The sequence below is a fragment of the Agromyces sp. NPDC058126 genome (genome assembly GCF_042884595.1).
Lineage (GTDB): Bacteria > Actinomycetota > Actinomycetes > Actinomycetales > Microbacteriaceae > Agromyces.
The window spans coordinates 442,268-466,832 of sequence record NZ_JBHVTS010000003.1; the positions used below are offsets into that span (position 1 = coordinate 442,268).

The window sequence follows — 24,565 nt, forward strand, 5'->3', positions numbered from 1 at the left end:
GACCCGAATTGGCTTCGGCAGAGATCTCGGCGCAGCACAACCCGCTCCGGTCACCGAAGGACTATCGCCTCAACCGCATCGCGGGGCCCTCGGGCCTCATCATCTTCGGCGTCACGGGCGACCTGTCGCGCAAGAAGCTGATGCCCGCGGTCTACGATCTCGCGAACCGGGGGCTCCTGCCCCCGGGCTTCGCGCTCGTGGGCTTCGCGCGACGTGATTGGGTCGACCAGGACTTCGCACAGGTCGTGCACGACTCGGTGAAGAAGTACGCCCGCACCGAGTTCCGCGAGGACGTCTGGCAGCAGCTCGCGCGAGGCATCCGCTTCGTCACCGGCACCTTCGACGACGACGACGCCTTCGACCGCCTGCGTTCCGTCGTCGAAGAGCTCGACGCGAAGCGCGGGACGATGGGCAACCACGCGTTCTACCTCTCGATCCCGCCGAAGTCGTTCCCGCTCGTCACCGAGCAGCTCAAGCGCTCGGGGCTCACGGAGCAGCGCGACGGCCAGTGGCGCCGCGTGGTCATCGAGAAGCCCTTCGGCTCCGACCTGCAGACGGCCCGTGAGCTCAACGATGTGGTGGCGAGCGTGTTCCCGCCCGACTCGGTGTTCCGCATCGACCACTACCTCGGCAAGGAGACGGTCCAGAACATCCTCGCGCTGCGCTTCGCCAACCAGCTCTACGAGCCCATCTGGAACGCGAACTACGTCGACCACGTGCAGATCACGATGGCCGAGGACATCGGCGTCGGCGGTCGCGCGGGTTACTACGACGGCATCGGCGCAGCGCGCGACGTCATCCAGAACCACCTGCTGCAGCTGCTCGCGCTCACCGCGATGGAGGAGCCGATCTCGTTCGACGCGGCCGACCTGCGCGCCGAGAAGGAGAAGATCCTCGCGGCCGTGCGACTGCCCGACGACCTCGCGACGGGCACCGCCCGCGGACAGTACGCGGGCGGCTGGCAGGGCGGCGAGAAGGTCATCGGCTTCCTCGACGAAGACGGCATGAATCCCGAGTCGACGACCGAGACCTACGCGGCCATGAAGCTCCTCATCGGCACCCGTCGGTGGGCCGGTGTGCCGTTCTACCTCCGCGCCGGCAAGCGGCTCGGTCGTCGCGTCACCGAGATCGCGGTCGTCTTCAAGCGTGCACCGCAGCAGGTGTTCGCCGACAGCCAGACCTCCGAGCTCGGCCAGAACGCGCTCGTGATCCGGGTGCAGCCCGACGAGGGCGTCACCATCCGGTTCGGGTCGAAGGTGCCGGGCGCCGGCATGCAGGTGCGCGACGTGACCATGGACTTCGGCTACGGGCACGCCTTCACCGAGGCGAGCCCAGAGGCCTACGAACGCCTCATCCTCGACGTGCTCCTCGGCGACCCGCCGCTCTTCCCGCGTCAGGAGGAGGTCGAGCTCAGCTGGAAGATCCTCGACCCGATCGAGGAGTTCTGGGCGACGCAGGGGCAGCCCGAGCAGTACCGCCCCGGCACTTGGGGCCCGAGCTCGGCCGATGAGCTGCTCGCACGCGACGGACGGAGCTGGAGGCGCCCATGATCGTCGAACTTCCCGACACCACCACGAGCCAGGTCTCGAAGGCCCTCGTGAAGATCCGCGAGGACGGCGGCGTCGTCGCCCTCGGCCGGGTGCTCACCCTCGTCATCGCCACCTCCCCCGGCCAGGAGGAGGAGGCGATCGAGGCGGCGAACGACGCGTCGCGCGAGCATCCGATGCGCGTCATCGTCGTCTCGATCGAACCGGGCACCGCCTCCTCGGGGGTGGCGCCGCGCCTCGATGCGGAGATCCGGGTCGGCGGCGACGCCGGCGCGAGCGAGGTCATCGTGCTCCGCGCGAGCGGCGACGCCGCCCGCGACGAGGAGAGCCTCGTGATGGGGCTGCTGCTTCCGGATGCCCCGGTCGTGACCTGGTGGCCCGGCGCAGCGCCGGCGGTGCCCGGTCGTTCACCGCTCGGTCGTATCGCGCAGCGCCGTATCACGGATGCCTCGGCGCAGCCCGACCCCCAGGCCGCACTGCATGCCCTCGCCGGCAGCTACACCCCCGGCGACGCCGACTTCGCGTGGACGAGGCTGACGCTGTGGCGCGCCCAGCTGGCCGCCGTGCTCGATCAGCCGCCGTACGAGCCGATCACGAAGGTGCACGTGAGCGGCGCGATCGACTCGCCCTCGACGACGCTGCTCGGCGCGTGGCTGCGACTGCAGCTGCGCTGCGCGACCGGCGTCGAGCTCACCGCCGTCGAGGACGGCTCGCACGGCATCCACGGCGTGCAGCTCGAACGCGCGAGCGGCCTGGTCGAGCTCGTCCGCGACGTCCCCGGCATCGCGACGCTCCGCCAGCCCAACCAGCCGCTGCACGACGTCGCGCTGCCGCGGCGCAGCCTCCGCGACTGCCTCGCCGACGAGCTGCGCCGCCTCGACCCCGACGAGCTGTACGGTGAAGTGATCGCGAAGGGGCTGGCGCTCCTCGACGGAGCCCAGGAGGTCACTGCGTGACGAACGAACGGCGGGTGCTCGTGCACCCCGACAAGGCCACGCTGGCCGGCGCGGTCGCGGCCCGCTTCATCACGAAGACGCTCGACCTGCTCGACGCGCAGCCGGTCGTGCACATCGTGCTGACCGGCGGGTCGATGGGCTCGGCGGTGCTCGAGGCGGTCGCCTCCTCCCCCGCGCGCATGTCGATCGACTGGTCGCGCGTGCACTTCTGGTGGGGCGACGAGCGCTGGGTGCCCGCCGGCGACGCCGACCGCAACGACCGGCAGTCGCATGACGCCCTGCTCGACGACCTCGATCTCCCCACCGAGAACCTGCACCCGTTCCCGGCTTCCGACTCGGGGCTGACCCTCGACGAGGCGGCCACGGAGTACGCGGCCGAGCTCGCCGAGCACGCCGCCGACGGTCTCGCGCACCCCGCCTTCGACATCACCTTCCTCGGGGTCGGCCCCGACGGGCACATCGCCTCGCTGTTCCCGCATCGCTCGGGCATCGCCGTCACCGACCAGACCGTCATCGCGGTGCGCGAGTCGCCGAAGCCGCCGCCCGAGCGGCTCAGCCTCACTCGCCCCGTGCTCAACAGCTCGCAGCGGGTGTGGATGGTGCTCGCCGGCGCCGACAAGGCCTCGGCGCTGGGCCTCGCCCTCGCGGGTGCGAGCCGCGACGAGGTGCCCGTCGCCGGGATCAAGGGGCGTCGCCGCACCGTGTTCTTCGTCGATCGCGACGCCGCAGCCGAGGTGCCCGAGGCGCTCATCGCCCGCGACTACTGAACCTCGCGCCGCCGGGCGACATGACGAGAGCGGGGCGGGCCATTCGGCCCGCCCCGCTCTCGTCGTTCGTCTCGCGACCGGTGGTCAGTCTTTCGGCGCCTGCCCTCGGCGGGCACGGAGCTGGGTCAGCGCGTCGTCGAGCAGCTGAGCGGCCTCGTCTTCGGTGCGGCGCTCCTTCACGTAGGCGAGGTGCGTCTTGTAGGGCTCGAGCTTCGAGACCGACGGCGGGTTCTCGCGGTCGCGGCCGGCCGGCAGCCCGGTGGACGGACTGTCGATGACCTCGGGGATCTCCTCGTCGGGGAGGCTCGCCGCGAAGTAGCGCACGGTCTCATTGCCCTGGGCGTCCCAGTAGCTGACGGCGACACGATCGGCGTGGAAGCCGCGATCCTGCTCGCCCATGGGGCCGGCGCCGACGCGGGAGCCCCGAATGGCGCTGTTGCCTGATGCCATCTCGACTCCTCGTCAGATTCCGGCGTCGAACTTGGTGATCAGCCCGAGCACCACGATGCAGGTGACCCAGATGAGTCCGAGGATCACCGTGATGCGGTTCAGGTTGCGCTCGGCCACGCCGGAGGCGCCGAGGCTCGAGGTGACGCCGCCGCCGAACATGTCGGACAGACCGCCACCACGGCCCTTGTGCAGCAGGATGAGCAGCGTCAGCAGGAGGCTCGTGAGACCGAGCAGCACCTGCAGGACGACCTGGAGAATCTCCACGGTGAACCTTTCCGGGCACGACGCAGGGGGTCGATGCCGCCAATCAGACTATCAGCACAGCCGAGTTTAGCCGGGCGAAACCTCGGGTCGGGGCGGATCGCCCCGACCCGATCGGGTCACGCGGCGACGTGCTTCTTGAAACGGACGATGCTCGAGAACTCGTCGATGTCGAGGCTCGCACCGCCGACGAGCGCCCCGTCGACATTCGGCTCGCGGAGGAAGGAGGCGATGTTCGACGCCTTCACCGAACCGCCGTAGAGGACGCGCGTCGCCGAGGCGAGCTCCTCCCCCGCGATCTCCGCGAGGACGGCACGGAGCGCTGCCGCGACCTGCTCGGCCTGGGCCGGCGTCGCCGCCTGGCCGGAACCGATCGCCCAGACGGGCTCGTAGGCGACGACGAGCCCCTTCGAGGCGTCGACGCCCTCGAGTGCGGCACGCAGCTGCGCGACCGGCACGGCGCTCGCACCGTGCTGCTCGAGGTCTTCGGCCGTCTCGCCGACGCAGAGCACCGGGACGAGGCCGTGGCGGTGCGCGGCGACGACCTTCGCGTTGACGTCGGCATCGGTCTCGGCGTGCAGCGTGCGGCGCTCCGAGTGGCCGATGATCACGTAGGCGCAGTCGAGCTGCTTCAGGAAGGCGCCCGAGATCTCACCGGTGTAGGCGCCCGAGTCGTGCTTCGAGAGGTCCTGCGCCCCGTAGCCGATGGGCAGCGAGTCGGCAGCCACGAGCGTCTGCACGCTGCGGAGGTCGGTGAACGGCGGGAACACCGCGACCTCGGCGTCGGCGAAGTCGTGCTTCGCGTCCGACAGCGCCCAGGCGAGCTTCTGCACGAACGCGATCGACTGCAGGTGGTCGAGGTTCATCTTCCAGTTGCCTGCGATGAACGGGGTGCGCTTCACTGCCATCCGAGGACCTCCAGTCCGGGAAGTTTCTTACCCTCGAGGAACTCGAGGCTCGCGCCCCCGCCCGTCGAGATGTGTCCGAATCGTTCGTCGGCGAATCCGAGCTGGCGCACGGCCGCAGCCGAGTCGCCGCCGCCGACGACGCTGAGTCCGTCGACCTCGGTGAGGGCCTCAGCGACCGCGCGAGTGCCCGCGGCGTAGGGGGCGAGTTCGAAGACGCCCATCGGGCCGTTCCAGAACACCGTCTTCGAGTCGCGCACCTGCGCGGCGAAGGCCGCCGCCGTGTCGGGCCCGATGTCGAGTCCGAGGCCGGATGCCCCGAAAGGCGTGTCCTCGATCGCGTCCGCCGGGGCGACCACGTGCTCGGCGTCCGCCGAGAAGGCGGCCGCGACGACGACGTCGCTCGGCAGCACCAGTTCGACGCCGCGCTCAGCTGCCTCCGCGAGGTAGCCCTTCACGGTGTCGATCTGGTCGGCCTCGAGCAGGCTCGAGGCGACCTTGTGGCCCTGGGCCGCGAGGAAGGTGAACAGCATGCCGCCGCCGATGAGGAGGCGGTCGACGCGCGGCAGCAGGTGGGCGATGACGCCGAGCTTGTCGGAGACCTTCGATCCGCCCAGCACGACCGTGTACGGACGCTCGGGGTTCTCGGTGAGGCGGTCGAGCACGTCGAGCTCGGCCGCGATGAGGAGGCCGGCGGCGCTCGGTCGCAGCTCGGCGAGCTCGTAGACGCTCGCCTGCTTGCGGTGCACGACGCCGAAGCCGTCGGAGACGACCGCGTCGGCGAAGGCCGCGAGCTCGCCCGCGAACGCGGTGCGCTCGGCCTCGTTCTTCGAGGTCTCGCCCGGGTTGAACCGCAGGTTCTCGAGCACGAGCACCTCGCCGTCGGCGAGGGCGGCGGCCTTGGCCGTGGCATCCTCACCGACGGTGTCGGTCGCGAAGGCGACCGGGGCGTCGAGCAGCTCGCCGAGTCGCGCCGCGACCGGGGCGAGGCTGTAGCGCTCGTCGGGGGCGCCCTCGGGGCGGCCGAGGTGGGAGACCACGATCACGCGGGCGCCCTGCCCGAGGAGGGCCTGGATGGTGGGGACCGACGCCCGCACGCGGCCGTCGTCCGTGATGACCCCGTCCCGCAGGGGGACATTGAGGTCGCAACGGACGACGACGCGCTTGCCGGCGAGCGGACCGAGGGAATCGATCGTTCGCAGGGTCATTCAGTGTTCTTTCAGAGACGGTCGGCGACGTACTCGGTCAGGTCGACGAGACGGTTGGAGTAGCCCCACTCGTTGTCGTACCAGCTCGAGAGCTTCACCTGATCGCCGATGACGCGGACGAGTCCGGCGTCGAAGATCGACGAGTGCGGGTCGGAGACGATGTCGCTGGAGACGATCTCGTCCTCGGTGTACTTGAGGATGCCCTTCAGCGGGCCCTCGGCGGCCGCCTTGTAGGCGGCCTTGACCTCGTCGACCGTCACCGGTCGCGAGGAAGTCACGGTCAGGTCGGTGATCGACCCGGTGGGCACGGGCACGCGCAGGGCGAATCCGTCGAGCTTGCCGACGAGCTCGGGCAGCACGAGGCCGATGGCCTTGGCCGCACCGGTCGACGTCGGCACGATGTTGAGGGCGGCGGCGCGGGCGCGACGGAGGTCGCGGTGGGGGCCGTCCTGGAGGTTCTGGTCGGCCGTGTAGGCGTGCACCGTCGTCATGAGGCCGCGCTCGATGCCGAAGGCGTCGTTGAAGACCTTGGCGAGCGGCGCGAGGCAGTTCGTCGTGCACGACGCGTTCGAGATGATGTGGTGGCGCTCGGGGTCGTAGTCCTGCTCGTTGACGCCGATCACGAAGGTCGCGTCCTCGTCGGTGGCGGGCGCCGAGATCAGCACCTTCTTCGCGCCGGCCTCGAGGTGCTTGCGCGCATCGGCGGCCTTCGTGAAGAACCCGGTCGACTCGATCACGATGTCGACGCCGAGCTCGCCCCAAGGCAGGTTCGCGGGGTCGCGCTCCGAGAAGGCCTTGATCGCGGTGCCGTTCACGATGATGTTGTCGTCGTCGTAGTCGACGGTCGCGTCCAGTCGGCCCGTGATCGAGTCGTACTTCAGGAGGTGCGCGAGGGTCTTGTTGTCGGTGAGGTCGTTCACCGCGACGATCTCGAGATCCGCGCCCTGAGCGAGTGCCGCGCGGAAGTAGTTGCGGCCGATGCGGCCGAAGCCGTTGATGCCGATCTTTACAGACACAGATGTCTCCTGTATGACGTGGCGCCGACAGCGCCGTTGCACGGGTGGACTGATCGGACGGCGGTGTCCCCGGAGGAGTCCGGGGACACCATCCGTTTATGACAGTAGCAGCAGCCCTGAGGTCTTCTCACCAGCTGCGGTGAAGCGCTGCTGGACGTTCTCCCAGTTCACGATCGACCAGAACGCCTTGACGTAATCGGCCCGGACGTTCTTGTAGTCGAGGTAGTACGCGTGCTCCCAGACGTCGAGCATGAGCAGCGGGATGAGGCCCGCAGGCAGGTTGCCCTGCTGGTCGAAGAACTGCGCGATGATCGGACGTCCGCCGAGCGAATCCCACGCCAGCACCGCCCAGCCCGAGCCCTGCACGCCGAGGGCCGTCGCGGTGAAGTGCGCCTGGAACTTCTCGAACGAGCCGAAGTGGTCGTCGATCGCCGCGGCGAGCTCGCCGGTCGGCTTGTCGCCGCCCTCGGGCGAGAGGTTCGTCCAGAAGATCGAGTGGTTGACGTGACCGCCGAGGTTGAAGGCGAGGTCCTTCTCGAGCTTGTTCACGTTCGCGAGGTTGCCCGAGTCGCGCGCCTCGGCGAGCTGAGCGAGCGCGGTGTTCGCGCCGGTCACATAGGCCTGGTGGTGCTTCGAGTGGTGCAGCTCCATGATCGTGCCGCTGATCGCCGGCTCGAGCGCCGCGTAATCATAGGCGAGATCGGGGAGGGTGTAGTCAGCCATTGCTTCTCCTTGTCAGGTGCGCCGGGGCACCCGGGCGTCTCCCCGGATCTCCGCGGCGGCATTCCCGAGTCTATGCCCGCGCAGGCGGGCGCTGCCGGGATGGTGCCGGGATCGCGTCGCCGTGTGACGGGCGCACCGAACACCCCGGGGCCGGAGGAGACTCCAGTCCCGGGGTCGACACGACCGAGCCGCCGAACGCCGGGTCAGACCTCGTCGAGATCGGCCGGGAGGCTCGCCTCGGTGCCCGGCACCCCGAGATCGGCGGCGCGCTTGTCGGCCATCGCGAGCAGGCGCCGGATCCGTCCGGCCACGGCGTCCTTCGTCATCGGCGGGTCCGCGTGGTGGCCGAGCTCGTCGAGGCTCGCCTCACGGTGCGCGAGGCGCAGTTCGCCCGCGTACTTCAGGTGGTCGGGGATGTCGTCGCCGAGGAGCTCCATCGCACGCTCCACGCGGGCGCACGCGGCGACGGCAGCCTGGGCCGAGCGGCGAAGGTTCGCGTCGTCGAAGTTGACCAGCCGGTTCGCGGTCGCACGCACCTCGCGGCGCTGGCGCAGCTCCTCCCAGTTGCGCACGGTCGTGCTCGCACCCATCGCCGCGAGCATCGCGCTGATCGCCTCGCCGTCGCGGATGACCACGCGATGGATGCCGCGCACCTCGCGGGCCTTCGCAGCGATGCCCAGCCGGCCCGCGGCGCCGACGAGCGCCATCGCGGTCTCGTTGCCCGGGCAGGTCACCTCGAGGGCCGCCGAGCGGCCCGGGTCGGTGAGGCTCCCCTGCGCGAGGAACGCGCCGCGCCAGATCGCCGCGACCTCGTCGCGCGAACCCGTCGTCAGCTTGTTCGGGAGGCCGCGCACCGGGCGACGCCGGGCATCGAGCAGCCCGGTCTGCCGCGCGAGGGTCTCGCCGCCCTCGAGGATGCGCACGAGATAGTTGTTGGTGCGGCGCACCCCCGTCGGCGACACCACGGAGACGTCGGGTCGAACGCCGTAGATCTCGCCGAGGTCGCGCGTCACTCGACGTGCCACGTTCTTGGAGTCGAGCTCTGCCTCGATCGCGATCCGATTCGAGATGATGTGGAGCCCACCCGCGAACCGCAGCACCGAGGCGAGCTCGGCGATGCGCACGCTCGTCTTCGAGACCTCGACCCTGGCGAGCTCTTCTTTCACATCAGCGGTCAATGCCACCTCGTCATCCAATCTGTGTTGCGGGGACCCGGCGTCATTCGCGACCGAGGTCGCGATGCTTGACGCTCACGACGACGCCGGGCATCTTCGCGACACGCTCCGCGAGCTCGCGGACCATCGCCACCGAGCGGTGCTTGCCGCCCGTGCAGCCGATCGCGATCGTCGCGTGTCGCTTGTTCTCTCGCTGGTAGCCGGCCAGCACGGGCTCGAGTGCACGCGCGTAGGCGTCGAGGAACTCCATCGCCCCGGGCTGGCTCAGCACGAACTCGCTCACCTCGGCGTCTTCGCCGGTGAGGTGTCGGAGTTCGGGGTTCCAGAACGGGTTCGGCAGGAACCGGGCGTCGGCGATGAGGTCGGCGTCGGTCGGCGCACCGTACTTGAAGCCGAAGCTCTGCATGGTCACCCGGAGGCCGGCGTGATCGACGCCGGCGAAGGTCTCGGTCACGAGGTTCGCGAGCTGGTGGATGTTGAGGTCGGAGGTGTCGACGACGAAGTCGCTCGCTTCACGGAGCGTGGCGAGTCGCGCCCGCTCGGCACCGATGCCGTCGAGGAGCGTGCCGTTGCCCTGCAGCGGGTGCGGGCGCCTGACGGATTCGAATCGGCGCACGAGCACCGCGTCGTTCGCGTCGAGGAACACCACCCGGACGTTCACTCCGGCGCGGAGCGCCTGGATGATGTCCTGGAGCTCGGAGAAGAAGTCTCGGCCGCGGATGTCGACGACCGCGGCGATTCGCGGAAGCGAGGTGCCGGCGCGCTCGACCAGCTCGACGAGCGGCCGCAGCATCTGCGGCGGCAGGTTGTCGACGACGTACCAGCCCAGGTCCTCGAGCGCGTTGCCGACGGTCGATCGACCGGCCCCGCTCATCCCCGTGACGATGAGCATCTCCTGCTCTTCGGGCTCCTCCGCCGCCATCCCGACCCCCTTCTGCGTACCGACATCCAAGCCTATCGGGGCACGGGGGCCTCATCGGCGTGGAGTCGGGCGTGCACCGTCGCTGCGAGGGTCGGCCCGACGCCCTTGACCTCGGCGATCGCAGTCTCGTCGGCGGCGCGCAGGCGGGCGACGGAGCCGAAATGCCGCAGCAGCTCCTTCACGCGGGACGGGCCGAGGCCCGGGATCTCGGAGAGCACCGAGCCGATGTCGCGCTTGCGTCGCTGCCGCTGATGCGTGATCGCGAACCGGTGCGCCTCGTCGCGCACTCGCTGGAAGAGGAAGAGCGCGTCGCTGTTGCGCGGCAGGATCACCGGGAAGTCGGCCTCGGGAGTCCAGATCTCCTCGAGGCGTTTCGCGATGCCGCACAGGTAGATGCCCTCGACACCCGATTCCCGGAGCGCCCGCGCGGCTGCGGCCACCTGCGGCTGCCCGCCGTCGACGACGAGGAGGTTCGGGCGGTAGGCGAACTTCTTCCGACGCTCCGACACCTCGGGCGCGTCGGCCGGCTCCGCGGCTTCGACCGCTTCCGGGGTTTCGACCCCTTCCGGGGCCTCGGCCGCGTCGGGCGGGTCCGACTCGGTGTCGTCCGCGCCCGCGCCCGCGAGATAGGCGAGTCGACGCGTCAGCACCTGATGGATGGAGTCGGTGTCGTCGGTCGAGCTCGGGATCGTGAACCTGCGGTACTCGTCCTTCCGCGGCAACCCGTCTTCGAAGACGACCATCGATGCGACGATGTTCGTGCCACTGAGGTGCGAGACGTCGTAGCACTCGATGCGGAGCGGGGCATCCGCCATGCCGAGCGCTTCCTGGATGTCCTCGAGCGCTCGCGACCGCGTCGTGAAGTCGGCGCTGCGCCGGGTCTTGTAGAGCATGAGGGTCTGCTTCGCGTTCTGCGTCGCGGTCTGCAGGAGGGAGGCCTTGTCGCCCCGCTGCGCGACGCGGAGCCGCACCTTGCGCCCGGCCTGCTCGCCGAGCCAGGCCTCGAGCGCCGTCGCGTCGTCGGGGAGCTCGGGAACGACGACCTCGCCGGGCGGACGGAGCTCGTCGCCGTACGCGTTCTGCACGACCGAGTCGACGAGCTCGCCGAGCGGGACGTCGAGCTCCTTGTCGACGGTCCACGAATGGATGCCGCGCACGCGGCCGCCGCGCACGATGAAGAGCTGGACGGCCGCCGACAGCTCGTCGTGGTCGATGCCGAAGACGTCGAGGTCGACGGTGTCGCCGAGCACCATCGCGCTCTTCTCGAAGAAGGCGGTCGCGGCAACGAGGCGGTCGCGGTACCGGGCGGCGGCCTCGTACTCCTGGGCTCCGGCGGCGGCCCGCATCCGCTGCTCGAGCTCACCGAGGATGCGACGGTCCTGGTTCTGCATGAACGCGACGAAGCGCTCGACGTTCTCGCGGTGCTCGGCGATCGTGACCCGACCCGAGCACGGCCCGAAGCAGCGGCCGATCTGCCCGGCGAAGCACGGCTTACCACTGGCCATCGCCCGTCGGTAGTCGCTGTCTTTGCAGGTGCGGATGGGGAACAGCTTGAGCAGGATCTCGAGCGTCTCGTTGATCGCCCAGACCTTCGGGTACGGGCCGAAGTAGCGCGCACCGCGCAGCTTGCGGTTGCGGGTGACGAACGCGCGGGGGGCTTCGTCGGCCATCGTGACCGCGAGGTACGGGTAGGACTTGTCGTCCTTGAACCGCACGTTGAACGGCGGATGGAACTCGTTGATCCAGGTGATCTCGAGCTGCAGCGCCTCGACCTCGCTGCCGACGACCGTCCACTCGACCGAGGCGGCGCTCGTCACCATGCGTCGGGTTCGCTCGTGCAGGCTGCGGAGGGGCGCGAAGTAGTTCGAGAGCCGCGCCCGCAGGTTCTTCGCCTTGCCGACGTAGAGCACGCGCCGCTCGGCGTCGCGGAAGCGGTAGACGCCGGGCTCGGTCGGGATCTCCCCCGCCTTCGGCCGGTACGGGACGCTCTGGTCGTTGGACGGTCTGCTCATCGCCTCAGCTGGCGACGTCGGCGCGCTCGGCCGCGGCGTCGAAGATCTCGCGGAGGAAGTACCCGGTGTGGCTCTCGGACACGGACGCCACCTGCTCGGGCGTGCCGGTCGCGACGACCTGGCCACCTCCCGAACCGCCCTCGGGCCCGAGGTCGATGATCCAGTCGGCCGACTTGATGACATCGAGCGAGTGCTCGATCACGATCACCGAGTTGCCCTTGTCGACGAGCTTGCCGAGCACCTTCAGGAGCTTCTGCACGTCTTCGAAGTGCAGGCCCGTCGTCGGTTCGTCGAGCACGTAGACGCTGCGACCGTTGGATCGGCGCTGCAGCTCGGTCGCGAGCTTCACGCGCTGCGCCTCGCCGCCCGAGAGGGTCGTGGCGCTCTGGCCGAGCTGCACGTACCCGAGCCCGACGTCGACGAGGGTCTTGAGATAGCGGTGGATCGCGGAGATCGGCTCGAAGAACTCGGCCGCCTCGCTGATCGGCATCTCGAGCACCTCGGCGATGTTCTTGCCCTTGTAGTGCACCTGCAGGGTCTCGCGGTTGTACCGCTGGCCCCCGCAGACCTCGCAGGCGACGTAGACGTCGGGGAGGAAGTTCATCTCGATCTTGATGGTGCCGTCGCCCGAGCACGCCTCGCAGCGGCCGCCCTTGACGTTGAAGCTGAAGCGGCCGGGCAGGTAGCCGCGCGCCTTCGCCTCGTTGGTCTCGGAGAAGAGCGTTCGGATGCGGTCGAACACCCCCGTGTAGGTCGCCGGGTTCGATCGCGGTGTGCGCCCGATGGGGGCCTGGTCGACGTGGACGACCTTGTCGAGGTGCTCGAGGCCCGTCACGCGCCGGTGCTTGCCGGGCACCTTGCGGGCGCCGTTCAGGCGGTTCGCGAGCACCCGGTAGAGGATGTCGTTGACGAGCGAGGACTTGCCGGAGCCGCTGACCCCGGTGACGGCCGTCAGCACGCCCAGCGGGAACTCGACGTCGACGCCGCGGAGGTTGTTCGCCTCGGCACCCTGCACCGAGATCATCCGCTCGCGGTCGATCGCCCGGCGATGCGCCGGGATCGCGATCTCGCGGCGGCCCGAGAGGTAGTCGCCGGTGAGCGAACGGGTGTTCTTCACGAGGTCGGCGTAGCTGCCCGAATGCACCACGGTGCCGCCGTTCACGCCGGCACCGGGACCGATGTCGACGATCCAGTCGGCGGTGCGGATGGTGTCTTCGTCGTGCTCGACGACGATGAGCGTGTTGCCGAGGTCGCGGAGCGCGACGAGCGTGTCGATGAGCCGGCGGTTGTCGCGCTGGTGCAGGCCGATGCTCGGTTCGTCGAGCACGTACAGCACGCCGGTGAGGCCCGAGCCGATCTGGGTCGCGAGTCGGATGCGCTGCGCCTCGCCGCCCGACAGCGTGCCCGCGGCGCGGGCGAGGTCGAGGTAGCTGAGGCCGACCCTGATGAGGAAGTCGAGTCGCAGCTTGATCTCGCGGAGCACCTGGGCCGCGATGGTCTGCTCGCGCTCGGTGAGTTCGAGCCGGTCCATGAAGGAGCGCGCGTCGGTGAGGCTCAGGAGGCCCACGTCGGCGATGCTGTGGTCGTGGATGAGGACCGAGAGCACCTCGGGCTTCAGCCGCTTGCCGTCGCACACGGGGCACGGCACCTCGCGCAGGTACTCGGACCACCGTGCGCGCTGCACGTCGGTCTCGGCCTGCAGGTACTGCCGCTCGATGTACGGCACGACGCCCTCGAAGCCGGAGCTGTAGCTCATCTCGCGGCCGTAGCGGTTGCGCCACCGCACCTTGACCTCGAAGTTGTCGCCGCGGAGCACCGCGTTGCGGGCGTCCTCGCCGAGCTGTTCCCAGGGGGTGTCGAGCGAGAACCCGAGATCCCTCGCGAGGCCGTCGAGCAGCTTCTCGTAGTAGTTGTAGAGGCTCTTGCCCTGCGAGGTCCACGGGAGGATGACGCCCTCGGCGATGCTCAGCTCGGGATCGCCGAGCAGCAGCGCCTCGTCGACCGACATGCGGGTGCCGAGGCCGGAGCACTCGGGGCACGCGCCGAACGGGGCGTTGAACGAGAAGGTGCGCGGTTCGATCTCGGTGAGCTGGATGGGGTGCTGATTCGGGCACGAGAGCTTCTCGGAGAAGGTGGCCCACGCCGCCGGCCCCTCCTCGTCGACGAAGTTGACCTGGACCAGGCCGTCGGTCAGCCGGAGCGCCGTCTCGAGCGAGTCGGTCAGGCGCCCGAGCACCTCGGGGCCCGCGACGAGCCGGTCGACGACGACCGAGATGTCGTGCTTGACCTGCTTCTTCAGCTTCGGCGGCTCGTCGAGTCGCACGACCTCGCCGTCGACGACCGCGCGTGAGTAGCCTTGGGCCGCGAGCTCGCGGAAGAGGTCGACGAACTCGCCCTTCTTCTTCGAGACGACGGGGCTCAGCACCTGGAACCGCGTGCCCGCTTCGAGCTCCATCAGCTGGTCGGCGATCTGCTGCACCGTCTGCCGCTGGATCTTCTCGCCGCAGACCGGACAGTGCGGCACGCCGATGCGGGCCCAGAGCAGTCGCATGTAGTCGTAGATCTCGGTGATCGTGCCGACGGTCGAGCGCGGGTTGCGGTTCGTCGACTTCTGGTCGATCGACACGGCGGGGCTCAGTCCCTCGATGAAGTCGACGTCGGGACGGTCGACCTGCCCGAGGAACTGCCGCGCGTACGCCGAGAGCGACTCGACGTAACGCCGCTGACCTTCGGCGAAGATCGTGTCGAAGGCGAGCGACGACTTGCCCGACCCGGAGAGCCCGGTGAACACCACCATCGCGTCGCGCGGAATCTCGACGTCGACGTTGTGCAGGTTGTGTACGCGGGCTCCGCGGACACTCAGGCGCGAATGGGCATCGAGACGTGAAACTGGCACCCTTCGAGTCTAAAGAGGACCACCGACACGCACGGCCGGGGTACACGCGCTCTGAGCGAACATATGTTCGATCGGCGCGTGCGGGGCGACGACCGAGTGCGTCGCCGACCCTCGTGGATGCTCAGCCGAGATGGCCCGCCTTCTCCATCTGGCGCAGCTCGCGCTTGAGTTCGGACACCTCGTCGCGGAGCCTCGCGGCGAGTTCGAACTTCAGCTCGCCGGCAGCCTCGAGCATCTGCTCGTTGAGGTCGCGGATGAGGTCTTCGAGATCGTTCGCCCCCTCCGCCGCGATGCCCTCGCGCTTCAGGTTCGGCACCGGCGACTTCTTGCGGCCGTCGCGGCCGGCGAGCAGCGCCGCCGTGTCGGCCTCCTCGCGCGCGAGCACCTCGGTGATGTCGGCGATGCGCTTGCGCAGCGGCTGCGGGTCGATGCCGTTCACCCGGTTGTACTCGAGCTGCATCTCGCGGCGGCGGGTCGTCTCGTCGATGGCCTGGTTCATCGAGTCGGTGAGCACGTCGGCGTACATGTGCACCTCGCCCGAGACGTTGCGCGCCGCGCGACCGATGGTCTGGATGAGCGAGGTCGACGACCGGAGGAACCCCTCTTTGTCGGCGTCGAGGATCGCCACGAGCGAGACCTCGGGCAGGTCGAGGCCCTCTCGCAGCAGGTTGATGCCGACGAGCACGTCGTAGACGCCGGCGCGCAGCTCGGTGAGGAGCTCGACACGGCGCAGGGTGTCGACGTCGGAGTGCAGGTAGCGCACCCGCACCCCCGCCTCGGTGAGGAAGTCGGTGAGCTCCTCCGCCATCTTCTTCGTCAGCGTGGTGACGAGCACGCGCTCGTCGCGCTCGGCCCGCTTGCGGATCTCCTCGAGGAGGTCGTCGATCTGCCCCTTCGACGGCTTCACCACGATCTGGGGGTCGACGAGGCCGGTCGGGCGGATGATCTGCTCGACGACGCCGTCGGCGACGCCCATCTCGTACCGGCCGGGTGTCGCCGAGAGGTAGACGGTCTGCCCGACGCGGTTCTTGAACTCGTTCCACTTCAGCGGGCGGTTGTCGAGGGCGCTCGGCAGCCGGAAGCCGTGTTCGACGAGCGTGCGCTTGCGCGAGGAGTCACCCTCGTACATCGCGCCGATCTGCGGAACCGTCACGTGCGACTCGTCGATCACGACGAGGAAGTCGTCGGCGAAGTAGTCGAGCAGGCAGTGCGGCGCCTCGCCGGGCTCGCGCCCGTCGATGTGCCGCGAGTAGTTCTCGATGCCCGAGCAGAAACCGATCTGCTCCATCATCTCGAGGTCGAAGGTCGTGCGCATGCGCAGGCGCTGGGCCTCGAGCAGCTTGCCTTCGCGCTCGAGCTCGGCCAGCCGCTCGTCGAGTTCGGTGCGGATCGTGCCGATCGCCCGCTGCATGACCTCGGTTGATGCCACGTAGTGCGACCCCGGGAACACGGGCACCGCGTCGAGCTTCGCGACGACCTGCCCCGTGAGCGGGTGCAGGCTGTAGAGCGCCTCGATCTCGTCGCCGAACATCTCGATGCGGATCGCGAGCTCTTCGTAGATCGGGATGATCTCGATCGTGTCGCCCCGCACCCGGAAGTTGCCGCGCGAGAAGTCGACGTCGTTGCGCTGGTACTGCATCGAGACGAACTTGCGGATGAGCCAGTCGCGATCGACCCGCTGGCCCACCTGCAGCGGCATCATGGCGCCGAGGTACTCTTCTGGCGTGCCGAGACCGTAGATGCACGACACCGTCGAGACCACGACGACGTCGCGGCGGCTGAGCAGGGAGTTCGTCGTCGAGTGCCGCAGCCGCTCGACCTCGGCGTTGATCGACGAGTCCTTCTCGATGAAGGTGTCGGTCTGCGGCACGTAGGCCTCGGGCTGGTAGTAGTCGTAGTACGACACGAAGTACTCGACGGCGTTGTTCGGCAGCAGCTCCCGGAACTCGGTGGCGAGCTGGGCCGCGAGGGTCTTGTTGTGCGCGAGCACGAGCGTGGGCCGCTGCACCTGCTCGATGAGCCAGGCGGTCGTCGCCGACTTGCCCGTGCCGGTCGCGCCGAGCAGCACCACGTCGGTCTCGCCGGCGTTGATGCGACCCGCGAGCTCGGCGATCGCCTGCGGCTGATCACCGCTCGGACGGTACTCGCTGACGACCTCGAACGGACGAACTGAACGCGTGGCCTGCATCCCTCAAGTCTAGGTTCGACCACCGACACGGCCGCCGGCGTTCGCCTCGGGCGCACGCCGTCGCGACGGCGACCGACGACGCGGACGACCCCGTCAGGCGCGCGCGGCGCGCCGCGTCGCGATGTCGGCCCAGAGCGCGTCGGTCTGGCTCATCGTGTGCGCGAGGGTGCCGTCGGTGTCGATCACCACATCGGCGATCGCGAGTCGACGGGTGTTGTCGACCTGCGCGTCGACGCGCGCGACCGCCTGGTTGAGGTCGAACCCGCGCTCCTCGACGAGGCGCTTCACCTGCGTCTTGCGCGGCGCGTTGGTCACGACGACGAGGTCGAAGGGGTGGTCGACGGACGCCTCGACGAGGAGCGGCACGTCGTACACGACCACCGCGTCGGGGTTCTCGGCCTCGGCCTTCGCGATGAGCCGGCCCGAGAGCTCGCGGACCGCGGGGTGCACGATGGCGTTCAGCCGGGCGCGGGCCTCGTCGTCGTTGAAGACGAGTTCGCCGAGTTTCGCCCGGTCGAGCGAGCCGTCGGCGCGCAGCACGCCCTCGCCGAACTCGGCGACGATCGCGGCCAGCCCGGGGGTGCCCGGTTCGACGACACGACGCGCGAGCTCATCGGCGTCGAGGTGCACGGCGCCGTGCTCGTAGAGGCGCCGCGCGACGGTGGACTTTCCTGAGGCGATGCCGCCCGTGAGGCCGATCAGATACACGTGACCACTCTAATCGTGCGACACTCGACTCGTTCGATGAGGAGGCCGCATGCTCGAACTGCTCACCGGCACGGGACTCGCGCTCGCCGCCGGCCTGAACGCGTGGATCCCCCTCGTGATCCTCGGGGCGCTTGACCGGTTCACCGGCCTCGTCGAACTGCCGGCGGCGTGGGCCTGGCTCGCGAACGAGTGGGTGCTGCTGATCCTCGTGGTGCTGCTCGTCGTCGAGTTCGTCGCCGACAAGATCCCGGGCCTCGACTCGGTGAACGACCTCGTCCAGACCGTGGTGCGCCCGACCGCGGGCGGGCTCGCATTCACCTCGGGCATCGGCGCCGAGACCGTCGCGGTCACCGACCCCGAGGCCTTCTTCAGCTCCTCGCAGTGGGTGCCCATCGCCGTCGGCGTGGGACTCGCACTCCTCGTCCATCTCGGCAAGGCCCTGGCGCGCCCGGTCATCAACACGGCCACCGCCGGCGTCGGCGCACCCGTCGCGAGCGCGGTGGAGGATGCGGGGAGCTTCGCCCTCGCCTTCGCGGCGATCTTGGCGCCGGTCCTCGTGCTGCTCGGCGCGGTGCTGCTCGCGATCGCCGTCGTCCTCGTCATCCGCCGACGCCGAACGCAGCGCGAGCGCAGCGCGGAGCATCCGTCGACCGCACCGTGAAACGCCGGAAGGCCGGCCCCCGAGGGGACCGGCCTTCCGTCTCGCGAAATGCGATCAGTTGTTGCTCGAGAGCTTCTCGCGCAGCGCCGCGAGCGACGCGTCGTCGGCGAGAGTGCCGGCACCGGCCGACTCGCTCGAGTACGAGGCACCGCCGGCCGAGAACGAGTCGTCGGCAGCCTGGGCGGCGAGCGAAGCAGCAACCTGCTTCTTGTGCGCCTCCCAGCGAGCCTGAGCGGCAGCGTAGTCCTGCTCCCACTTCTCGCGCTGGGCCTCGAAGCCCTCGCGCCACTCGTTGGTCTCGGGGTCGAAGCCCTCAGGGTACTTGTAGTTGCCCTGCTCGTCGTACTCCGTGAGCATGCCGTAGAGCGCCGGGTCGAACTCGGTGCCCTCGGGGTCGACGCCCTCGTTCGCCTGCTTCAGCGAGAGCGAGATGCGGCGACGCTCGAGGTCGATGTCGATGACCTTGACGAAGACCTCTTCGCCGACCGACACGACCTGCTCGGCGAGCTCGACGTGCTTGCCCGACAGCTCGGAGATGTGGACGAGGCCCTCGATGCCGTCGGCGACGCGAACGAACGCACCGAACGGAACGAGCTTCGTGACCTTACCCGGGGCGACCTGGCCGATCGCGTGGGTACGGGCGAAGACCTGCCACGGGTCCTCCTGCGTCGCCTTGAGCGACAGCGAGACGCGCTCGCGGTCGAGCTCGACGGAGAGCACCTCGACGGTGACCTCCTGGCCGACCTCGACGACCTCGCTGGCGTGCTCGATGTGCTTCCACGAGAGCTCGGAGACGTGGACGAGACCGTCGACGCCGCCGAGGTCGACGAACGCACCGAAGTTGACGATCGACGAGATGACGCCCTTGCGGATCTGGCCCGGGTGGAGGTTCGCGAGGAACGTCGAACGCGACTCGGACTGCGTCTGCTCGAGGAGCGCACGGCGCGAGAGCACGACGTTGTTGCGGTTCTTGTCGAGCTCGAGGATCTTCGCCTCGATCTCCTGGCCGAGGTACGGCGTGAGGTCGCGCACGCGGCGGAGCTCGATGAGCGACGCCGGGAGGAAGCCTCGGAGGCCGATGTCGACGATCAGGCCGCCCTTGACGACCTCGATGACCGAACCGGTCACGACGCCATCGGCTTCCTTGATCTTCTCCACGTCGCCCCACGCGCGCTCGTACTGCGCACGCTTCTTGGACAGGATGAGGCGGCCTTCCTTGTCCTCCTTCTGGAGAACGAGGGCCTCGACGGTGTCGCCGACGCCGACGACCTCGCTGGGGTCGACGTCGTGCTTGATCGAAAGCTCGCGCGAGGGGATGACGCCCTCGGTCTTGTAGCCGACGTCGAGGAGGACCTCGTCGCGGTCGATCTTCACGACGGTGCCCTCGATGAGGTCGCCGTCGTTGAAGAACTTCAGAGTCTTTTCGACCGCGGCAAGGAAGTCTTCAGCAGATCCGATGTCGTTGATGGCGACCTGCTTGGGTGCCTTGGTCGTTGCGGTTGTCATGTAGTGAATGCTCCGTAAAGGACAATATCGAGCCCATCGCGCGGGAGAGCGTGATGTTGATTCCGCGATGGGCATGCGGACAGGGATGTCACAAGAGTGACGTTCGATCCTAACGGATTCAGTCGGTCCGCGGCAACCGGGGCGGGTCGCCGCTCGCCGGCGCTCATCCGAGGAGGGCGGACCGCAGCGTGTCGAGCCCGACGCCGCCGAGGGCGAGCGCGTTCCGGTGGAACTCCCGGATGTCGAACGACGCGCCCTCACGACGCGCGACCTCATCGCGGAGCTGCTCCCAGATGCGCTGCCCGACCTTGTACGAGGGGGCCTGCCCGGGCCAGCCGAGATAGCGGTTCACCTCGAAGCGCACGAAGCCCTCGTTCATGTTCACGTTCTGCGAGAGGAACTCGTGGGCGTACTCCCCCGTCCACGTGCCATGCCCGTCGGGGCGCGGCTTGCCGAGGTGCACGCCGATGTCGAGCACGACGCGGGCGGCGCGCATGCGCTGGCCGTCGAGCATGCCGAGCCGGTCGGCGGGGTCGTCGAGGTAGCCGAGCCCCTCCATGAGCCGCTCGGCGTAGAGCGCCCAGCCCTCGGCGTGGCCGGAGGTTCCGGCGAGCTGCCGGCGCCACGTGTTCAGCTGCCCGCGGTTCACGACGGCCTGGCCGATCTGCAGGTGGTGTCCGGGAACGCCCTCGTGGTAGACGGTCGTGAGCTCGCGCCAGGTGTCGAACTCGGTCACGCCCTCGGGCACCGACCACCACATGCGACCGGGCCGCGAGAAGTCGTCGCTCGGGCCGGTGTAGTAGATGCCGCCCTCCTGGGTGGGCGCGATCATGCATTCGAGCGTCCGGATCTCCTCCGGGATGTCGAACTGGGTGCCGGCGAGCTCCGCGACTGCGCGGTCGCTCGTCTCCTGCATCCACCGCTGGAGCGCCTCGGTGCCGTGGAGCTTCCGCGAGGCGTCGCCGTCGAGGAAGGCGATCGCCTCGTGCACGGATGCCCCGGGCTTGATCTCGTTCGCGATCGCCTCCTGCTCGGCGACCATGCGGGCGAGTTCTTCGATGCCCCACTCGTAGGTCTCGTCGAGGTCGATGACGGCGCCGAGGAAGCGGCGGGACTCGAGTGCATAGATCCCGCGGCCGACGGCGTCGGCGTCGCCCGCGACGGGCGCGAGCTCGGACTCGAGGAACTCGGCGAGCCGGCTGTAGGCCTCGCTCGCCGTCGCGGCGCCCGACTCGAGGTCGCGCCGGAGCGCCTCGGGCAGCCCCGACTCCCCCGCCGTCGCGTTCGCCGCGAACGTCGCGAAGAACCCGTCGGGCTTCGCGATGCGCCGAGCCTGGGCGGCGACCTCGCGCACCTGCCGCACGGCGGGGACGCTGCCCGCGGCGACGCCGGCGCGGAGGGTCTCGATGTAGCCGTCGAGCGCGCCCGGGACGGCGCCCAGTCGGCCCGAGATGCGCGACCAGTCGTCGACCTCGGCGGTGGGCATGAGGTCGAACACGTCGCGGATCTCCTGCGCCGGGCTCGCGATCACGTTGAGGTCGCGCAGGTGGAGACCGGCGTCGTACCGTTCGAGGTCGAGCTCGAGGTCCGACCCCAGGTCGGCGACGGTGATCCGGTCGACCTCGTCGACCGGCGTCGCGGCGCGCAGCGCCGCGACGGTCTCGCGGATGGCGGCCACGCGCTGCTCGTGCCCCGCCGGCGAGTAGTCGGCGAGCCGGTCGTCGTGACTCGTGCGGCCGATGTAGGTGCCGATGCTCGGGTCGAGGTCGACCAGGGTGTCGACCCAACCTTCGGCGATGCGGTCGACGTCGGTCGGGGTGCGCTCACTCGATGCCATCCCTCGAACCTAGGACAGCCGACGTCGATCTGTCGACGTCGAGGATCCCTCGGTCAGTGACCCGCGTCCTCCCAGTTCGCCCCGCGCCCGACCTGCACGTCGAGCGGCACGAGGAGCTCGGCGGCGTTCGCCATCTTCTCGCGCACGAGCGCCTCGAGCGGCTCGCTCTCGCCGGCCGCCACCTCGAAGATGAGCTCGTCGTGCACGGTCATGAGCATGCGGCTCTCGAGCCCCTGCGCGGCGATCCCGCCTTCGACGCTCACCATCGCGATCTTCATGATGTCGGCCGCGGAGCCCTGGATCGGCGAGTTGAGCGCGGCGCGTTCGGCGTTCTCGCGGTGCACCCGGTTCGGGCTGTTGAGGTCGGGGAACGGACGGCGGCGGCCGAAGATCGTCTCGGTGTAGCCGTCGATCTTCGCCTGCTCGACGACGCCGCGCAGGTAGTCCCGCACCGCGCCGAAGCGCTCGAAGTACTCCTTCATGAGCTGGCTCGCCTCGGCGCGGTCGATGCGCAGCTGCTTCGAGAGGCCGAACGCGCTGAGGCCGTAGGCGAGGCCGTACGACATCGCCTTGACCTTGGTGCGCATGAGCGGGGTGACGTCGGCCGGGTCGACCGAGAACACGCGCGCGCCGACGAACCGGTGCAGGTCTTCTCCGGCGTTGAAGGCCTCGATGAGCCCGGGGTCGCCCGAGAGGTGCGCCATGATGCGCATCTCGATCTGCGAGTAGTCGGCGGTCAGCAGTTCGGCGTACTCGGCTCCATGGCGGAACGCCTTGCGGATGCGACGGCCGTCTTCGGTGCGGATCGGGATGTTCTGCAGGTTCGGGTCGTTCGACGACATGCGGCCGGTGGCGGCGCCGATCTGGCCGTACGTCGTGTGGATGCGGCCGTCGGCGGCGATCGACTTGTCGAGCGACTCGACGATCTGACGGAGCTTCGTCGCATCGCGGTGCTCGAGCAGGTAGCCGAGGAACGGATGCGGGTTCGACTCCTGCAGGTCGGCCAGCGCGTTCGCGTCGGTCGTGTACCCGGTCTTCGTGGCCCGGGTCTTCGGCATCGCGAGCTGGTCGAAGAGCACCTCCTGGAGCTGCTTGGGCGAGCCGAGGTTCACCTCACGGCCGATCTCGGCGAAGGCGAGCTGGGCGAGGCCGGCCGCGCGATCGCCGAGCTCGCTCGAGAGGGCGGCGAGTTCGCCGTGATCGACCGCGACGCCGCGCAGCTGCATCGAGGCGAGAACCGCCACGAGGGGCATCTCGACGTCGGCGAGGAGCGCGCGCGTGGGCTCGGGGAGCGCGCGGAGCACCACCGGGGCGACCCGCAGGGTGAACCACGCGTACTCGGGCGCACCCGCGTCGGTGCCCTCTTCGGGCACGAGCTGCGAGGGGTCCGCCTGCGGCACGGTCTCGCCGAGGTAGCGCTCGACGAGGTCGGCGAGGTTCTTCTCGGCGAGGATCGGGCGTGCGAGCCATCCAGCGACCAGGGTGTCGAGCACGAGCCCGTCGAAGGCCAGGCCCGATCGCTGGAGCGCTTCGAGCTGGGGCTTCGCGTCGGTCATGATCTTCGGCGCATCGCTCGCGAGCCAGGCCTCGAAGGGCGCGTAGTCGGAGCGGTCCGCCTGCCACGGCAGGCGCACGGTCTCGGCGGCGGTCGCGATGCCCGCGCCGATCACCTGCCCGTCGACCACCTCGAGGCTCAGGCCGAGGCCCGCCGGCTCGGCCGCGACGGCCTTGGCGAGCCAGGCTTCGAGCTCTTCGTCGAGCAGGAGCCTCGGCGTCGGGATCGGCGGGGCCGCCTGCTCGGGAACGGGCGCGGCCGCCGGAGCGCTCGCACCGCCGTTGCCGTTGCCGTTGGTCTCGCCCGCGGCGAGCTTGCGGAGCCGCTCGAACAGGGTGCGGAACTCGAGTCGTTCGAAGACCGGGCGCACCGCCTCGATGTCGATCGGCTTCGCCTCGAGCTCGTCGATCACGACGTCGAGCTCGACGTCGGGGACCAGCCGGTTGAGCCGGCGGTTGCGGATCGCGTTCTCCTTCTGGTCTCGCAGGTTCTGCCCGACGACCCCCTTGATCTCGTCGGCGTGCTCGAGGATGCCGTCGAGGTCGCCGTAGAGGCCGAGCCACTTCACCGCGGTCTTCTCGCCGACCTTCGTGATGCCGATGAGGTTGTCGCTCGTCTCGCCGACGAGCGCGGCGATGTCGGGATACTGCTCGGGGCGCACGCCGTAGCGTTCGAGCACGGCCTCGGTGTCGTAGCGCTTCAGCTGGGAGACGCCCTGCGTGTTCGGGTAGAGCAGCGTGACGTCGTCGTTCACGAGCTGGATGGTGTCGCGGTCGCCCGACACGAGGAGGACCCGGTAGCCCTCGGCGCGGCCGCGAGCGGCGAGCGTCGCGAGGATGTCGTCGGCCTCGTAGTCCTCCTTCTCGAGGGTGCGCACGCCCATCGCCTTCAGCGCGTCCTGCAGCAGCGGTACCTGCCCCTTGAACTCGACCGGGGTCTCGCCGCGGGTGCCCTTGTACTCGGGGTACTCGCGGGTGCGGAACGAATGCCGCGAGATGTCGAATGCCACCGCGAGGTGCGTCGGCTTCTCGTTCTGCAGCAGGAGGAGCAGCATCGACAGGAAGCCGTGGATGGCGTTCGTGTGCTGCCCGTCGCGTGTGGTGAAGCTGTCGACCGGGAGGGCGTAGAAGGCTCGGAAGGCCAGCGAGTGGCCATCGACGACGAGGAGGGTGGGCTTATCTGCGTCCGACACCAGACAAGACTACAAGCGGCCGCCGACACTCCCCGACGCGGTCGGCGCCCGCGAATGCGAACGACGGATGCCTCGACGAC

At 69.5% G+C, this 24,565-nt stretch carries 19 protein-coding genes; 4 read left to right on the forward strand and 15 right to left on the reverse strand.

The window, feature by feature from the left end; genetic code table 11:
- Nucleotides 1-8 precede the first annotated feature (8 nt).
- From zwf to pgl, 3 genes are read left to right on the forward strand one after another with little or no spacing between them, the layout of a single operon-like run.
- The gene (gene zwf / locus ACFVTR_RS11140) at nt 9-1,550 is read left to right on the forward strand and encodes a glucose-6-phosphate dehydrogenase (RefSeq protein WP_376945368.1); all 1,542 of its coding nucleotides are present in this window, start codon (nt 9-11) and stop codon (nt 1,548-1,550) included.
- Nucleotides 1,547-2,503: a glucose-6-phosphate dehydrogenase assembly protein OpcA gene (locus ACFVTR_RS11145; RefSeq protein WP_387037296.1), complete on the forward strand. Its 957-nt coding sequence runs from the start codon at nt 1,547-1,549 to the stop codon at nt 2,501-2,503. The genes zwf and ACFVTR_RS11145 overlap by 4 nt, the downstream gene beginning before the upstream one ends.
- On the forward strand, nt 2,500-3,270 hold the full coding sequence (gene pgl / locus ACFVTR_RS11150) for a 6-phosphogluconolactonase (RefSeq protein WP_387037299.1): 771 nt from the start codon (nt 2,500-2,502) through the stop codon (nt 3,268-3,270). The genes ACFVTR_RS11145 and pgl overlap by 4 nt, the downstream gene beginning before the upstream one ends.
- Before the next feature lie 84 nt (nt 3,271-3,354).
- Here the strand turns inward: pgl and ACFVTR_RS11155 are convergent, their stop codons facing one another.
- From ACFVTR_RS11155 to coaE, 12 genes are all read right to left on the reverse strand, one after another.
- On the reverse strand, nt 3,355-3,720 hold the full coding sequence (locus ACFVTR_RS11155) for an RNA polymerase-binding protein RbpA (RefSeq protein WP_376945375.1): 366 nt from the start codon (nt 3,718-3,720) through the stop codon (nt 3,355-3,357).
- Nucleotides 3,721-3,732: 12 nt separating this feature from the next.
- Nucleotides 3,733-3,984, reverse strand: a complete 252-nt coding sequence (gene secG / locus ACFVTR_RS11160) for a preprotein translocase subunit SecG (RefSeq protein WP_022888045.1) — start codon at nt 3,982-3,984, stop codon at nt 3,733-3,735.
- Nucleotides 3,985-4,100: 116 nt separating this feature from the next.
- On the reverse strand, nt 4,101-4,889 hold the full coding sequence (gene tpiA, locus ACFVTR_RS11165; protein WP_387037303.1) for a triose-phosphate isomerase: 789 nt from the start codon (nt 4,887-4,889) through the stop codon (nt 4,101-4,103).
- Nucleotides 4,880-6,094: a phosphoglycerate kinase gene (locus ACFVTR_RS11170; protein WP_387037305.1), complete on the reverse strand. Its 1,215-nt coding sequence runs from the start codon at nt 6,092-6,094 to the stop codon at nt 4,880-4,882. The genes tpiA and ACFVTR_RS11170 overlap by 10 nt, the downstream gene beginning before the upstream one ends.
- An 11-nt stretch (nt 6,095-6,105) precedes the next feature.
- The gene (gap, locus tag ACFVTR_RS11175; protein WP_376945382.1) at nt 6,106-7,110 is read right to left on the reverse strand and encodes a type I glyceraldehyde-3-phosphate dehydrogenase; all 1,005 of its coding nucleotides are present in this window, start codon (nt 7,108-7,110) and stop codon (nt 6,106-6,108) included.
- 96 nt (nt 7,111-7,206) lie between these two features.
- Nucleotides 7,207-7,833 (reverse strand): superoxide dismutase, encoded by a 627-nt coding sequence (locus ACFVTR_RS11180; RefSeq protein WP_376945384.1) that lies wholly within the window; start codon nt 7,831-7,833, stop codon nt 7,207-7,209.
- A gap of 203 nt (nt 7,834-8,036) precedes the next feature.
- Nucleotides 8,037-9,017: a DNA-binding protein WhiA gene (gene whiA / locus ACFVTR_RS11185; protein WP_376945386.1), complete on the reverse strand. Its 981-nt coding sequence runs from the start codon at nt 9,015-9,017 to the stop codon at nt 8,037-8,039.
- 34 nt (nt 9,018-9,051) lie between these two features.
- Entirely contained in the window at nt 9,052-9,930 is an 879-nt protein-coding gene (gene rapZ, locus ACFVTR_RS11190; RefSeq protein WP_376945388.1) for an RNase adapter RapZ, read from the reverse strand.
- 32 nt (nt 9,931-9,962) lie between these two features.
- The gene (gene uvrC, locus ACFVTR_RS11195; RefSeq protein ID WP_387037308.1) at nt 9,963-11,942 is read right to left on the reverse strand and encodes an excinuclease ABC subunit UvrC; all 1,980 of its coding nucleotides are present in this window, start codon (nt 11,940-11,942) and stop codon (nt 9,963-9,965) included.
- A gap of 4 nt (nt 11,943-11,946) precedes the next feature.
- On the reverse strand, nt 11,947-14,838 hold the full coding sequence (gene uvrA / locus ACFVTR_RS11200) for an excinuclease ABC subunit UvrA (protein ID WP_387037310.1): 2,892 nt from the start codon (nt 14,836-14,838) through the stop codon (nt 11,947-11,949).
- 121 nt (nt 14,839-14,959) lie between these two features.
- Nucleotides 14,960-17,026, reverse strand: coding sequence for an excinuclease ABC subunit UvrB (gene uvrB / locus ACFVTR_RS11205; RefSeq protein ID WP_376945394.1), 2,067 nt, complete (start codon nt 17,024-17,026; stop codon nt 14,960-14,962).
- A gap of 93 nt (nt 17,027-17,119) precedes the next feature.
- The gene (gene coaE / locus ACFVTR_RS11210; protein WP_387037312.1) at nt 17,120-17,734 is read right to left on the reverse strand and encodes a dephospho-CoA kinase; all 615 of its coding nucleotides are present in this window, start codon (nt 17,732-17,734) and stop codon (nt 17,120-17,122) included.
- Between the two features lie 49 nt (nt 17,735-17,783).
- Between coaE and ACFVTR_RS11215 the strand changes: the two genes are divergently transcribed.
- Complete coding sequence (locus tag ACFVTR_RS11215; RefSeq protein WP_387037313.1) at nt 17,784-18,395, forward strand: DUF4126 domain-containing protein; 612 nt, start codon at nt 17,784-17,786, stop codon at nt 18,393-18,395.
- Between the two features lie 54 nt (nt 18,396-18,449).
- Here the strand turns inward: ACFVTR_RS11215 and rpsA are convergent, their stop codons facing one another.
- The 3 genes from rpsA to polA all read right to left on the reverse strand — a co-directional run bounded on the left by rpsA (nt 18,450) and on the right by polA (nt 24,485).
- Complete coding sequence (gene rpsA, locus ACFVTR_RS11220; protein WP_376945400.1) at nt 18,450-19,901, reverse strand: 30S ribosomal protein S1; 1,452 nt, start codon at nt 19,899-19,901, stop codon at nt 18,450-18,452.
- 163 nt (nt 19,902-20,064) lie between these two features.
- Complete coding sequence (locus ACFVTR_RS11225; protein ID WP_387037315.1) at nt 20,065-21,738, reverse strand: DUF885 domain-containing protein; 1,674 nt, start codon at nt 21,736-21,738, stop codon at nt 20,065-20,067.
- A 53-nt stretch (nt 21,739-21,791) separates the two neighbouring features.
- A complete protein-coding gene (gene polA / locus ACFVTR_RS11230) occupies nt 21,792-24,485 on the reverse strand; it encodes a DNA polymerase I (protein WP_387037317.1) in 2,694 nt (897 codons plus the stop codon).
- Between the last annotated feature and the right edge of the window lie 80 nt (nt 24,486-24,565).

Excerpts from the sequence above, each read along its gene's own strand:
- ACFVTR_RS11145 (WP_387037296.1), top strand. The coding sequence starts at position 1,547 with ATGATCGTCGAACTTCCCGACACCACCACGAGCCAGGTCTCGAAGGCC.
- ACFVTR_RS11155 (WP_376945375.1), bottom strand. The coding sequence starts at position 3,720 with ATGGCATCAGGCAACAGCGCCATTCGGGGCTCCCGCGTCGGCGCCGGC.
- tpiA (WP_387037303.1), bottom strand. The coding sequence starts at position 4,889 with ATGGCAGTGAAGCGCACCCCGTTCATCGCAGGCAACTGGAAGATGAAC.
- ACFVTR_RS11170 (WP_387037305.1), bottom strand. The coding sequence starts at position 6,094 with ATGACCCTGCGAACGATCGATTCCCTCGGTCCGCTCGCCGGCAAGCGC.
- ACFVTR_RS11180 (WP_376945384.1), bottom strand. The coding sequence starts at position 7,833 with ATGGCTGACTACACCCTCCCCGATCTCGCCTATGATTACGCGGCGCTC.
- rapZ (WP_376945388.1), bottom strand. The coding sequence starts at position 9,930 with ATGGCGGCGGAGGAGCCCGAAGAGCAGGAGATGCTCATCGTCACGGGG.
- uvrC (WP_387037308.1), bottom strand. The coding sequence starts at position 11,942 with ATGAGCAGACCGTCCAACGACCAGAGCGTCCCGTACCGGCCGAAGGCG.
- uvrB (WP_376945394.1), bottom strand. The coding sequence starts at position 17,026 with ATGCAGGCCACGCGTTCAGTTCGTCCGTTCGAGGTCGTCAGCGAGTAC.
- ACFVTR_RS11215 (WP_387037313.1), top strand. The coding sequence starts at position 17,784 with ATGCTCGAACTGCTCACCGGCACGGGACTCGCGCTCGCCGCCGGCCTG.
- rpsA (WP_376945400.1), bottom strand. The coding sequence starts at position 19,901 with ATGACAACCGCAACGACCAAGGCACCCAAGCAGGTCGCCATCAACGAC.
- ACFVTR_RS11225 (WP_387037315.1), bottom strand. The coding sequence starts at position 21,738 with ATGGCATCGAGTGAGCGCACCCCGACCGACGTCGACCGCATCGCCGAA.